The organism is Leptolyngbya sp. Heron Island J (assembly GCF_000482245.1).
Taxonomy (GTDB): domain Bacteria; phylum Cyanobacteriota; class Cyanobacteriia; order Phormidesmidales; family Phormidesmidaceae; genus Leptothoe.
Genome location: NZ_AWNH01000008.1, coordinates 40,634 through 54,657 on the forward strand (window position 1 = coordinate 40,634; position 14,024 = coordinate 54,657).

The 14,024-nt window shown below is 47.6% G+C and carries 7 protein-coding genes; 2 read left to right on the forward strand and 5 right to left on the reverse strand.

Annotation, left to right across the window (positions count from 1 at the left end; genetic code table 11):
* Positions 1-98 precede the first annotated feature (98 nt).
* The 4 genes from N836_RS41325 to N836_RS41340 form a co-directional block, all read right to left on the reverse strand.
* Positions 99-1,235 (reverse strand): THUMP domain-containing class I SAM-dependent RNA methyltransferase, encoded by a 1,137-nt coding sequence (locus N836_RS41325; RefSeq protein ID WP_023070379.1) that lies wholly within the window; start codon positions 1,233-1,235, stop codon positions 99-101.
* A 195-nt stretch (positions 1,236-1,430) separates the two neighbouring features.
* Positions 1,431-2,525, reverse strand: coding sequence for a hybrid sensor histidine kinase/response regulator (locus tag N836_RS41330; protein WP_023070380.1), 1,095 nt, complete (start codon positions 2,523-2,525; stop codon positions 1,431-1,433).
* Between the two features lie 211 nt (positions 2,526-2,736).
* Positions 2,737-6,642, reverse strand: coding sequence for a PAS domain S-box protein (locus N836_RS72710; RefSeq protein ID WP_023070381.1), 3,906 nt, complete (start codon positions 6,640-6,642; stop codon positions 2,737-2,739).
* Positions 6,643-6,797: 155 nt separating this feature from the next.
* Positions 6,798-7,466: a response regulator transcription factor gene (locus tag N836_RS41340; RefSeq protein ID WP_023070382.1), complete on the reverse strand. Its 669-nt coding sequence runs from the start codon at positions 7,464-7,466 to the stop codon at positions 6,798-6,800.
* 769 nt (positions 7,467-8,235) lie between these two features.
* Here N836_RS41340 and N836_RS41345 point away from each other — a divergent pair.
* Positions 8,236-9,366, forward strand: coding sequence for a glycosyltransferase family protein (locus N836_RS41345; protein WP_235071006.1), 1,131 nt, complete (start codon positions 8,236-8,238; stop codon positions 9,364-9,366).
* A 169-nt stretch (positions 9,367-9,535) separates the two neighbouring features.
* Here the strand turns inward: N836_RS41345 and N836_RS41350 are convergent, their stop codons facing one another.
* Positions 9,536-9,886: a hypothetical protein gene (locus tag N836_RS41350; RefSeq protein ID WP_023070384.1), complete on the reverse strand. Its 351-nt coding sequence runs from the start codon at positions 9,884-9,886 to the stop codon at positions 9,536-9,538.
* A 245-nt stretch (positions 9,887-10,131) separates the two neighbouring features.
* Between N836_RS41350 and N836_RS41355 the strand changes: the two genes are divergently transcribed.
* Positions 10,132-13,857, forward strand: a complete 3,726-nt coding sequence (locus tag N836_RS41355) for a hydantoinase B/oxoprolinase family protein (RefSeq protein WP_023070385.1) — start codon at positions 10,132-10,134, stop codon at positions 13,855-13,857.
* Positions 13,858-14,024: the final 167 nt, after the last annotated feature.

Below are 14,024 nucleotides of genomic sequence, written 5' to 3' on the forward strand. Positions count from 1 at the left end.
GATTCTGCCATCTGACTTGCGTAATCATGCTTCATGTTGTATCAATTCAGACATCTGATAAGGCTTATGGGGAAAGAAATTAGTGGGTACAGCATTTTTTAATACATTTCGTATTTCAAAAACTGACAGGGAATAGAACCATTATAAATGGGGATTTTCCGGGCCGTTCTGAGACCGATACACTTGGTTAGTGCTTTGTTACCACTGAGAATATAGGCGGTCCAACCCTTAAAACGCTGTTTGAGAATATCCCCCATGAGTTTATAAAATGGGGCCAGATTTTCAGATTGGCCCAGACGTTCTCCATAGGGGGGATTGCAAATGAGGATACCGCTGTCGGCAGGGGCTTCAATATCGGCAAAGTCAGTGTAGTTAAATTCAATATGCTCGGCAACACCGCTGAAATCAGCATTGGTGCGAGCATCGCTGAGGATGTCCAGGTCGCGATCGCACCCCACCACCGGCACCCCTAGCTCTGCCTTCTGCCGTTTTTTAGCCTCTGCCACCAGCTTCTGCCAAAGGTTTTTGTCATAATCAGGCCAGGTTTGAAACCCAAATCCCTGACTGGTGGCATCTCGAAACAACCCAGGGGCAATATTCAACGCTTGCAGTGTGGCCTCAATCGGTAACGTACCAGAACCGCACATAGGGTCGAGAAATGCCACCTCACCAGACCACCCAGTCAGTTGCACTAGGGCCGCTGCCAGAGATTCTTTTAAAGGGGCTGTACCCATGGCAGGACGGTAGCCACGGCGATGGAGACTGTTACCAGAGCTATCTAAACTTACCGTCGCTTTGTTGTCTTTGATGTGCACATTGATCTGCACATCAGGATATTCCGTATCTACATCGGAGCGTTCGCCATGGCGATCCTGTTGCTGGTCGACGATGGCATTTTTGACCTGCAGGGCGGTGAAATGACTGTGGTTAAGACGCTGATTTTTACCGGTGGCTTTGACGGCCAAAGTGTGGCCTGGAGAAAGATAGCGATCCCAGTCGATACCGTGAATGCCGTGATAGAGGGCCTCACCGTCGCGACAGGGTACATGGCTAATGGTGACCAGGATACGAAAAGGCAGTCTGGCCCACAGGTTAATAATATAGAGGCGGGTGCGATCGCACCGAAAGCTGACGCCACAGAAGCCTGGTTCTACGCCTGCTGCGCCTAGCTGTTCTAGTTCTTGGGCAGCTAGCTCTTCCAAGCCACGGGCTACGGTTGCAAAGCAGTTGATCATTGAAGCCTAGTTGATTGGGTTTAATCATCATGCCTCATGAACCTGCCCCTTTGAGGAGCTAACAGATAATCAGGGGATTGCCCAAAAATAAAGTCCCAGGTTGAGGCCATAGCTGGGTGGAGGCGTGATGGGGTAACAGGAGAATTATTTAAGCGCGGGAACCTAAGCCTCTGGCTTTGCCGGAGATAATTTAACTTAGCTTGTTGCTACGATTGGCAGAGTTTGGGGGAGGATAATTTCGAAGATAGCTCCCTGTGGCTTATTGCTTTTGACATAGATCTCACCCTGGTGAGCCTGGACAATCATTTTACATAGGGCCAGCCCTAACCCGATTTGAGACACATTAGGCATCAAAGTGCCAATCTCATATTTTTCAAAAATCTTTTGCTGTAGTTTTTCAGGCACACCAGGACCAGAATCAATTACCTGGATTATCACTTTCTCTGCTTGATTGCTGTCTATTTTGATAATGATGTCACTATCTGCTGGAGCAAACTTAACGGCATTGGATAAGAGATTGTCTAACACCCGATACATTAAGGTTGCATCAATCAGAATCTCATTGGTTAAGGTACTGGAAAATTGGCTAATGAGCGATTGGTTTTTCTGAGTCGCAATCGTTTTAAAGTTATCCATCACAGATTGTACTAGCTGACAAATATCTACATTTCTACGGTTTAGACGAATATTGCCAGATTCTAATAATGCAATCTTTAACAAATCATCGATCAAAAGCTGTAATCCTTGAGCTGACTCGTAAATTTTTTCGAGTCTCTGTCGCATTGATGAATTCACCTCCATCTCGAGAAATTCGACACCTAGCAAAACATCCGTTAGACGATTACGTAAATCGTGAACTAGCATATGCACCATGTCTTCTCGAAATTGCAGCAGGGTTTGTAGATTGTCATGCTGATGTTTAATCCGGAGCATCGAGTTAACCCTGGCTCGAAGTTCTAATCCATTTAGCGGTTTACTAATAAAATCATCAGCGCCTGCATTCAGACAGCATGCTAAATCATCTTTCCCGGTTAAGGCTGTCACCATCGTAATTGGGACAGCTTGCCATGCGGGGATTGCTCTAATCTGTTTACACAGCTCAATGCCGTTAATCCCCGGCATCATTACATCTAATAGGATTAAGTCAGGTTGAACAATGTCAAGGGAAGCGATGACTTCCTGAGAATTACCAATGTAATGGAACTCGTAATCTTGATTGCTTAAAAGGATAGAAATAACATCAAAGTTATCTGGCTCATCATCAACAATCAAAATAGTTGGGACTGTCACTCGCTAATCTCCCGATAGACACTGTCTTAAATACTGGTTTACGCCAGGCCATCTCACTATTATCGTGAAAAATCCTTAATTTTCCAGTGCGGATGACACATGTTAGCGAGAAGCTATAAAAACTTTACTAATCCTGATATTTTGTATACAGATGCGGATATCTGTGGTGACCTGTCTTGGCGCTGACATCATCATCTGGATGAGCTCAGCCCTAATGTAAAAGCTGTTGAATGGTATCGATCAACTGTGTGAGCTTAAAGGGTTGCTTGCGATGTTGATAGACTCCGATAGTCTGATATTGCTTCTGATATTGCTCTTGTTCACTGTGCATTACTGGATCCGTCAGGATAATAACAGGCACAGTGATCAATGCTGGAACCAGGCGGATCTGTTGAATTACGTCTAGATTATGTGGTCCTGGCATTTGACTATCCATCAAGATCAAGTCTGGCACTTCAGACTGACTGAGTGTGATCACTTCCTGCCTGTTTGCTGCAGGTCGTATGCGATAGCCTTTAGCCCTCAAATAGCTCATAATCGTGATTATATTAGCGGCTTTATCTTCAGCCAATATAATTAAAGAAATGCCCGAGGATGTGGGGTGATCACCATCATCCTTAGAAAATGTTTGGAGAGGTTTTGCTGGGTCATCGTTAGATGTATTGATGCAGGGTAGATCAACGGTAAAACAACTGCCCTGCTCGATTTTACTGGTAACTCTTACGTCTCCACCGTGCAGGTCAACAAGTCGCTTGACCAGAGCCAACCCTAGACCAGTACCTGAGTATTGACGGTTTAAGGCACTATCGATCTGGATAAAGGGCTGAAACAACTTGTTAATATCCTCACGAGCAATGCCAATGCCGGTATCACTAACAGCAATGCGCAGGAGCTGAGCTTTGCTGGATGCTGGATTGTGCAGACTAACGGCCAAGGTCACACGTCCACCTTCGGGTGTAAACTTCACTGCATTGCTAAGCAAGTTTAGTAAAACCTGTCGTATACGTCGCTCATCTAGCCGGACGGTGGGTGCATAGAATGGAAATAGAGCTTCAATCTGAATATTTTTTTTGTTAGCTTGTTGTTGAATAAAATCGAGACTAGATTGACATAGAGGGATGACTGCTGTTGGTTTGAGATCTAGCGTCATCTGGCCAGACTCAATTTTAGCAACATCTAAAACCTCATTGATCAGTTCTAGTAGATGATTGCCACTACGCCGGATCATCTGTAATGGTTTAATTTGTTGTTCATGAATCTGGCCAAATACCTGCTCTTGCAAACTCTCGGTCATGCCTAGAATCGTGTTAAGCGGGGTGCGTAGCTCGTGGCTCATATTGGCCAGGAACTCATCTTTAAGACGGGTAGCCTGCATCAGCTCTTCGTTAGTCAGTCGGAGTTCTAGCTCCGCTTGTTTCCGTCTGGTAATATCGCGAACAATTTTTGAAGCACCGACTACTTTGCCGGTTTCATCTCTCAAGGGTGAAATTGTTGCAGAAACGTCTATAGGAGTCCCATTTTTATGGAGATTAATTGTCTCAAAATTATTAATCCGTTTTCCCTGTCTGAGATTTTCCAGGATTTGAGGTTCCAAAGTAAGACGGTCGGGGGGGAACAGAATTCCTATGGATTGTCCGATGGCTTCAGCTTCTGTATAACCAAACAAGTCAACAGCGGCTGGATTCCAGCTGGTGATGATGCCATCTAAGTTCTTAGTGATGATGGCATCATCGGTTGATTCAACTACATTGGCTAACAACCGAGCGCTTTGCTGACTCTGTTTGCGTTCGGTAATATCCTGCATCATGGCCAACACCGTAAATTGCCCCTCAAAGTCGGATAAAACAGATATAGAGATAGCAACGGTACGGTGCTGGCCATCTTTACGCTGGATTTGAGCTTCTATAGTGGTAGGAGCTTTTCCTGTCTGCAACTGCTGCATAAAGCTGTTGACATAGGCTGCTTGAGGCATTGTTTCAGGAACTAAGCCAGGAATGACACCCAAATGATTGATTTCTTTCAGGGAATACCCTGTGATCAGCTTCATTTTACGATTCCAGACTGTGTGGCGTATAAACGGAGACTCATGGATTTGATGACAAACACAGAGCCCTTCAGCCATATTTTCGAGGATTTGCTGACGAAACTTATTTTCTTTTTGAATCGTTGCCTCTGCTAACTTACGTTCGGTGTCGAGCTGTTTTCTTTGACTAATGTCTCTAACAAATGAAAAACAATATTCTTCACCATCAAAATCAAAATACTTTGTGTTAATTTCAATAGGGAATACCTGCCCGGCTTTCGTAGCATGAAATGATTCAAGCGTTAATGCAGATTGTTGTTTGATGGTTTGCCAAATGTTGTTCCAGTCATCTGGTGAAACGGTAGCATTAATATCCCATACTTTGAGTGTTTGAAACTCTGCGCGATCATAACCCAGCTTAGTAAGAGCTGTATCATTCACATAGTGAAAACTACCATCTGAGCGAATCAGATACACACAGTCAGCTGCAAAATCAACAGCTGATTGTGTCATCGCTAGGGCTTTTGTGCGTTCTTCAATTTTAACTTCTAGCGCTTTATTTAGATGTTGAAGGTGTTGCTGAGTTCTCTTTAAATTGGTAATGTCACGGGCGATTCCATAAACAATACCTGATTCTGTATCAGGTATGGAGCGCCATGCTAACCATCGATAGGAGCCATCTTTACAGAGATAACGATTTTCAAAATCTAGAACAATATCTCCATCTTTTAAGCAGTTAAATGTTTTTATGGTGGCTGCTCGATCTTCAGCATGCACGAGGTTAATAAAGGGAAGGTGGACTAATTCCTCGGTTTTGTACCCCAAAACGCCTTCCCAGGCTGGATTAACTTCTAGGAAGTAACCGTCTAAACTGGCGATACATAAGAGATCAAGAGATAAGTTGAAAAATTTCTCTCGCTCTTTTTGAGCTTGTTTGCGATCGCTAATATCTTGCACAATTGCCAGACAGCGTTTGCGTTCACTGCCATCGTGATTGACAAAATTGAGAGTTATTTCAGCCCAAAAGGAGCTACCATCTTTGCGAATATATCGTTTTTCGAACTTATAGCTTTCAAGCTGTCTTGAGCACAGCTGCTGTACGGTTTCAATAGAGGTGATTACATCGTCAGGATGACTGATCTCCTGAACTGTCATCGTCAGCAGCTCTGCCCGACTATAGCCGAGCATTTTACAAAAATAGGGATTTACCAGGGTCAACTGCCCCGTTTGCGTATTGGATTCGACCAGACCTACGGCTGCTTGCTCAAAGAATGTTTTTGTGCGAGCGGCACTAAGGCGACGGACAGCTTCGAGGCGTTTGCGATCGCTAATGTCGCGAACAAATCCCTCATAATAACTGGGCTGACCTTGTTCATCGAGCACGAGTCGCCCACTTTCAGACACCCATAGAGTTGTCCCATCCCGGCGATAAACTTCTGACTCAAATCCAAAGATATATCCCTGCCCTGCAATGATTTTCTCAAACTCATCACGTCGTTCAGGGGCCACATAAATTTGGTGTTTGCTTGTATTCAGTTGAGAGATTAATGCCTCAGGATCAGCATAGCCATACAACTCGGCCAGAGCCTGATTGGCAATCAAATATTGACCATCAGGGGTACTTTGATAAATACCCTGCGCCGCATTTCTATAAATAGAACGGTAGTTTGTTTCTCTTGCCAAAGAATTTAAGCAAGTCTGCTGATAGTCTAAGCGCTTTTCAAGCCCCTTAGTGGCCTGTTGGACAATGTCTGGCAACAGGGGTAGATCGGACTTTACTAAATAATCAAAGGCACCCGCCTTGATCATCTCCACTGCTAAACGTTCACCACCTACATCCGAAATAACAATCAGCGGTATCTTGAGCTGGCTACTCTCAACTACAGCCAGAGAGGTCAGAACGTTTAACTCCAACAAGCTATAGTTTGAGATAATCACATCCCAAAAACGGCCAGTAATAGCCTGGTACAGGGACTCAGCGGTACTGACCCATTCCCAAATAGGATGAAGTCCACCGCTGTGCAACGCTTGCAATATCGGCAGCAGATCCGTTTCTGAATCGGCAATGAATAGAACTTGCAAACGTTCATCCATGGTTTCAAGACTCCAAGTTATCCGTTGAGGAGCCACGCAAGATGATCGCATATCCCATCCTGGTCGCTGTGACTAACGACCAGTGATGATCTGCTAATTTTTTCCCAGTTGCCATCTATGATTGTTTCTAAAAAACGCCCATCGACATAAAAATGTCATATGGGCATGCGATATCCCATACCACGAACAGTTTCAATCAAATGATTGCCAAGCTTCTTCCGCAGATATCCCACATACACATCCACCACGTTAGACCCTGGAAGATGATTGTATCCCCATACTTGGTCCAGTAGCTGTTCACGACTCAAAACTTGTCCTGGATGGTTCATAAAAGTTTCTACCATCGCAAACTCACGGGCTGAGAGCTCAACGACTTGTTTACCCACCTGAATTGACCGTGTACGTAAATTGAGTTGGATGCCATGATAGTTGAGTATCCATTCTTTCTCAGGATCGTGAGCGACCCTGGTACGCAGGCGAGCCCGAATTCGGGCCAACAGCTCCTCAAATCGAAACGGCTTAGTGACATAGTCATCAGCTCCTAATTCAAAGCCGGTTAGTTTATCCGACATATCATCACGCGCCGTTAAGATTACAACTGGAATCTGACAACCTTGACCACGAAGTTCTTCCAGTATTGATAGCCCTGTCCTACCTGGCAATCCTAAATCAAGCACAAGCAAATCGAACTCACCACTCAGGGCATAAACAAGCACATCATGTCCTGCGGCTACATGTTTAGTGAGAAATCCATGCTTATGTAGGCCTTGTTCTAAAAATAACGCTATCCGTGAATCATCCTCAGCAATTAAAATCTGTCTCATTGTTAATTTTTCCGGCAATCTAGCAAGGCTGATAGTTGCCCTATCCTGGTCATGGATGCAGGCGTACTCGAATTCTATGGATGCAAGGTGAACTACTGTGACTACTATGGGTCCTGAAGCTAGATTTCAAAATTGACGTTAGATTCCAGGAGGATGTTAGGAATCAGGTTTCAAGGTGCTAACCAATAATAATACTCAGACTTAAATCACCGCCATCAGGGCAAACTGATTGAGATTGAATGGCTCAAGAGCAATCAATTGTTCACCGATGCCCGCAGGCTAAAAAATTAGCCTCCTATAGATTTTCAGTATTTTACTGGGCTGTAAACACGGCGACAACCCAGACTCAGGTGTCTTCATAGGAATTCATTGAAAGTCTAATTTAAATCGTCTGACCTACGTTGAAATTCACGGCATTTTGTATAAGACGCTACCTTGTAACGTGATTACCTTCTAGCCCATAGCTGATAATGAGAGCTCTCTCATGAAAGCTGCTTTCATGAGAGAAATTTAAGATTTTGTTCACTTAGGTTTTAACAATATTCGCCAGGCAGGGGTACAGACCCTTAATGAGTAAGACGAACCTACTATGCACCCTTTGAGATGGGAGAAGCTTTTGTATCCTGCAGCTCTTGTTGTCAGAAAAGTATCCTGTCTTCCTCAAAATTTTAGTTGAGCCATGATTGATCAGTGGTCCAACAAAAACGCTTCAAAAACTTTGTTGTTTTACTGCCAGCCTGGTCTTGATGTCGATCAGTTGAAGTGCAGTATGACCATTATTCATGGTCTGGCCCAAGAGTTTGAGGTTTATTTTGTTAACGGTGGCAATGTAATTCAAGATTTTTATCTGCCCCAGGGGGTTCAAGTTGTTAATCTGCCAGCTGCTAAATCTGGGCAGCAGACCCCTGGTAAACTGTCATGGGTGGAAGATTCGTTGGATATCTGCCTGGCTGTACGGCGGCGGCAGCAGCTGTTGGAACTTTGCGATCGCATCCGGCCCAGTGCAGTTTTGCTGGAGCTATTTCCCTTTAACCATCAGAGGTTTACCAACGAACTTATCCCTCTGTTAGAGCGGGCCAGGCAATATGGTGCCAAAACAATCTGCAGTTGGCGCGATGTCATAGGCCCGGCCATCAATCCGCTCCATCACCATCCTCAACTATGGCAGCTGCTCAATCAGTATTTTGATCAGCTGCTCATCCATAGCGATCCCAACTTAATCTCTCTGGATTACTCCTTGGTACCCATTAGAAACCTCACCTGTCAAATCAACTACACCGGTTTTGTAGTCCCTAATATAGACCGAGGATTCGCCCCCAAAGTCAGCACCGCTCCTCCAACCATTCTTGTCAGTATAGGTGACGGACGTTCGGACCATACATTACTCAATTGCATTGCTGAGGTCAGTCAGTATCTGGAGGATAAAATCCCTCATCATATTCACATGGTTACAGGGATATTTACTCCTATGGACGTCTATGAGCACCTACAGACACTGGCAGCAGACCAACCCAATCTCACAGTTCAGCGCTATCACTGTGATCTCCTGAGCGTCATGGCCCAAGCCGATTTATTTATTGGTATGGCAAATGATAATACTCTCCTGGATGTGTTGCAAACCAGGGTGCCAGCGATGTTGTTGCCGTTGCCAGCAGATAAAAATCAAACCCAGAGACTGTGCCCTCAACGTTTGGCAGAGTTAGAGATTATTAAAATAGTTGAACATGATCTAGAGCCTATTCTTTTCTCCTTTGAAATCTTAGAAGCCCTGAGTCGTTATCCCCATCAACACGTTTTCTGCTTGCGAGGCGTGCAAGTAACAGCAACTCGTATTAAACAGTTGGTCACCAGAGAACGTGACACTACCCCAGTGGACCATAGTCTAAATTCCTCCCTTTGAGCCAGCCATGAACCCGGTGAAAAGCCACTCTATAGAGAGTGACACCTTGCGCACGATCCGCGAGATAGCATCCGTCTCATTCATTGAAACTGCCATTGCGGCTGAATGGTAAATAACTGATTCAGGTACGATTACAGCACTTACCGATCCAGTATTCAGTTGCCAGTATTCAGTTGATGGATGAGTTGGCCGCATCACCAGGTGTATCAAACGGCTGGTATATGTGCCTGATGACATTTAATGGCACCATGTAGCGAATCCCTTCATGGATCAGCTCTTTAATCTGCTGTTGTTGTCCTAACGATAGCTGAGCAACCTTATTTGACAAAAGGTCTTCCTGGCTGGCATTAACAGCAATATGACTGTTGGGAATACGTCTGAGCACATACAGCATCAGCTTGCTGCGAAAGTCGGCATCCTGAAAAGCAAGCTGGTGTGGGTTTTCAGGATAGGTGGCCAAAATCTGGTCAATCCATATCTTGGCCACCAGGCGGGTTAAATTAATAATCTGTTTTGGCATTTTATTATCGACATCCTATCAAAGCTTCAAGGGCGATCCTGCGAGAATGGAAAACGCCACAGTATTGAGTGCAGGAGGCCTCAATACTGTGGTCACATCAGGTTTCTAGGTAAAACGCTTTTGTCTAACGTAGATCAAGAATATGTAGATCTTATGTTGACCCATAGATTTTGGTCAGCGGAGGTGCCCTACCCAAGGACTACTGAACCCGATACCATAGGCCTTTGGCCCATAGTATTGTCCCCATGGAGCAGTCATCTAATCTCGGCAATCGCTGGCAGTTTTGGATCGATCGCGGCGGCACCTTTACCGATGTGGTAGCCCAGCGCCCCGACGGTAGTCTGGTGATTCATAAACTTCTATCTGAGAATCCTGAACAGTATGAAGATGCACCCCTGCAGGGTATCCGAGACATTTTGGCCATAGCCCCAGAACAACCGCTGCCGACGGACCACATTGGGGTGGTGAAAATGGGCACGACGGTGGCGACCAATGCTCTGTTGGAGCACAAAGGCGATCGCACCGTGTTGGTGATTACCCAGGGCTTTAAAGATGCGCTGCGGATTGGCTACCAAAATCGACCGGATATCTTTGCCCGTCAAATTGTCTTACCAGCCATGCTCTATGAACGGGTAATTGAAGTGGAAGAACGCTACAGTGCCCAGGGAGAAGAACTGCTCCCCGTGCAGCTATCGGCTTTAAGCAAACAGCTGCAACAGGCCTATGGGGCCGGCATTCGCTCCTGTGCCATTGTGTTGATGCATGGCTATCGCTATCCTGACCACGAAAATCAGGTGGCAGCCCTGGCCCAGGACATTGGGTTTACCCAAATTTCCGTATCCCATGACGTCAGCCCGCTGATGAAGCTGGTGAGTCGGGGCGATACCACCATGGTGGATGCGTACCTATCGCCCATTCTCAAGCGTTATGTTGACCGGGTGGCGTTGGCCCTGGGGGCTACCGCCAATCACAAGACGGGACCAGCCGCCCAAACCCAGCAGCCTCAGCTCATGTTTATGCAGTCCAATGGGGGACTCACCGACGCCCATTTGTTTCGGGGCAAAGACAGCATTTTGTCCGGACCGGCTGGGGGGGTAGTCGGTGTGGTGCAGACAAGCGCGATCGCAAATCTGCATAAAATCATTGGTTTTGACATGGGTGGCACCTCCACCGATGTCTCCCACTACAACGGCGAGTATGAACGGGTGTTTGAATCGGAGGTGGCCGGGGTGCGCATCAAAGCACCGATGATGGCCATCCATACGGTGGCAGCCGGGGGGGGCTCTATTCTCCAGTTTGACGGAGCCCGCTATCGGGTTGGTCCAGACTCTGCCGGGGCGAATCCGGGTCCAGCCTGCTATCGCAAAGGTGGCCCCCTGACGGTCACCGACTGCAATGTGATGCTGGGAAAAATCCAACCTGCATTTTTCCCCCAGGTTTTTGGCCCAGACGGCCATCAATCATTAGATGTAGCCGTGGTCAAACAGCAGTTTGTAAGCCTGGCTGAGCAGATCCACCAGGAGACGGGCGATGTGCGATCGCCTGAGCAAGTCGCCGCTGGTTTTCTTGCCATTGCCGTTGAAAACATGGCCAACGCCATCAAAAAAATCTCAGTGCAGCAGGGCCACGACGTCTCGGAGTACACCCTGTCTTGCTTTGGGGCGGCAGCTGGCCAGCATGCCTGTCTCCTCGCCGATGCCCTGGGCATGCAACAAATTTTTATTCACCCTTTGGCGGGGGTATTATCCGCCTACGGCATGGGGTTAGCAGATCTGCGGGCCTTACGACAAGCCGCCATAGAACAACCTCTCACCGCCGAAATTATCCCTGTACTGCAACAAACACTAGACGAGATTACCGCTCCCGCCCTGGCCGAAGTCAAACGCCAGCAGGTTGCCGATGAGTGCATCGTTGTCCTGGCCAGGGTGCATGTTCGCTACACTGGCACAGACACCGCTCTGATCGTCAATTTTGGTGAGTTGTCAGCCATGATGGCCCAGTTTGAACAGGACTATCAGCAGCGCTACGGGTTTACCATGCCAGCCAAACCGCTGATGGTGGAAGCCGTTTCAGTGGAAGTTGTGGGCAAGATGCCAATGCCCCAAGAACCGATCGAGGACTCACCGCGCCCCCATCCTCCCGTCCCCGTTACCACCGTATCGATGTTTACCGCCCATGTCTGGCAGCCCACTCCCCTGTTTCAGCGCCATGACCTGCGACCAGGAGACCAGATTCCAGGGCCTGCCATTATCGTCGAAGCCACCGGCACCAATGTGATCGAACCTGGCTGGGTCGTAGAGGTTAGCGATCGCAACCACCTTTTGCTCACCAAGGACACCGTTCATAAAACAGCTCAAACAGAGCCCGGCAGAACAGCCAAACCAGAGCGATCAGCCCCTTCCCGTCAGTCCCTGGCCACCCCTGATCCAGTGATGCTAGAGATTTTTAACAATCTGTTTATGGCCATCGCTGAACAGATGGGCTTTACCCTACAAAAGACCAGTCACTCAGTCAACATCAAAGAGAGATTAGACTTCTCCTGCGCCATTTTTGACCACCAGGGTCAGCTGGTCGCCAATGCCCCCCATATCCCTGTGCATCTGGGCTCCATGGGCCAAAGCGTCGAAAGCCTGATCGCCGCCAAAGGCAAACACCTGAAACCCGGCGATGTCTATGTGCTCAACAACCCTTATAACGGCGGCACCCACCTCCCCGACATCACCGTCATCACCCCCGTCTTTCCTCCTCGCTCTGCTCCCGCTGCCATCTCCCCCACGTCCCCTCTTTTCTACGTCGCCTCCCGTGGCCACCATGCCGACATTGGCGGCATCACCCCCGGCTCTATGCCCCCCAACAGTACAACGGTGATTGAAGAAGGCGTACTAATCGACAACTTTCAGCTGGTGGATCGGGGACAGTTTCGAGAAAATGAGCTACTGGAGCTACTGACCCAGGCCCCCTATCCTGTGCGTAACCCCCATCAAAATATTGCCGATCTCCAGGCTCAAATCGCGGCCAATGAGAAAGGTGTCCAGGAGCTGCATAAAATGGTGGACCACTATGGTCTGGCCACGGTGCAAGCCTATATGCAACATGTGCAGGACAATGCCGAAGAGTCGGTGCGACGGGTGATTGAGGTGCTCAATCCTGGTCAATTTACCTATCACATGGACGATGGCGCTCAGGTACAGGTGGCAATTAGCTGCGATCGCACTCAACGCAGTGCCCGCATTGATTTCTCGGGCACCTCACCCCAGCAGATCACCAACTACAATGCCCCGGCTGCTGTTTGTAAAGCCGCCGTCCTCTATGTCTTTCGCACTCTGGTCGACGACCAGATTCCCCTCAATGCGGGCTGTCTCAAACCATTAGAAATTATTATCCCAACTGGCTGTATGCTCAACCCCCAGTATCCAGCGGCAGTGGTGGCCGGTAATGTCGAAACATCTCAGGTAATTACCGATGCTCTGTATGGAGCCCTGGGGATCATGGCAGCCGCCCAGGGGACCATGAACAACTTCACCTTTGGTAGCGATCGCTATCAATACTATGAGACTATTTGCGGCGGTTCAGGCGCTGGACCAGATCACCCTGGCACCGATGCGGTCCAAACCCACATGACCAACTCTCGTCTCACCGATCCAGAAATCTTAGAATGGCGGTTCCCTGTCATTTTAGAGAGTTTTAGCATCCGTCAGGGCAGCGGCGGCCAGGGGCACCACCCAGGGGGTAACGGTGTGATCCGACGAGTCACCTTTAGGGAAGCCATGACCGCCGCGATTCTCTCCAACCATCGCCACGTTGCTCCTTTTGGTTTAAAGGGAGGGACTCCTGGCAAAACCGGCCACAACTATCTCTTGCGACAGAATGGCACAACAGAAAACTTAGACAGCAAAGCCAGCGTCCAGATGCAGCCCGGCGATACAATTGTGATTGAGACCCCTGGCGGCGGCGGCTATGGTGTTCTCTAGACCCATGGTCATCAGCTGGGCCTAAATCAAATAAAGCATAGCAAAAACGCAAACCGTACCTGGCCCATCCCTCACAATTTCCTCAAATTGTCGACATATCCTAAAAGTACAGGTTCCTTTGGGAAGCACTTCAAGCACCTAAAAACTTCAGGTGAACGCTATCGCAT

Coding starts and splice junctions, on each gene's coding strand:
- N836_RS41345 (WP_235071006.1), top strand. CDS start 8,236: ATGACCATTATTCATGGTCTGGCCCAAGAGTTTGAGGTTTATTTTGTT.
- N836_RS41355 (WP_023070385.1), top strand. CDS start 10,132: ATGGAGCAGTCATCTAATCTCGGCAATCGCTGGCAGTTTTGGATCGAT.
- N836_RS72710 (WP_023070381.1), bottom strand. CDS start 6,642: ATGGATGAACGTTTGCAAGTTCTATTCATTGCCGATTCAGAAACGGAT.
- N836_RS41325 (WP_023070379.1), bottom strand. CDS start 1,235: ATGATCAACTGCTTTGCAACCGTAGCCCGTGGCTTGGAAGAGCTAGCT.
- N836_RS41340 (WP_023070382.1), bottom strand. CDS start 7,466: ATGAGACAGATTTTAATTGCTGAGGATGATTCACGGATAGCGTTATTT.
- N836_RS41350 (WP_023070384.1), bottom strand. CDS start 9,886: ATGCCAAAACAGATTATTAATTTAACCCGCCTGGTGGCCAAGATATGG.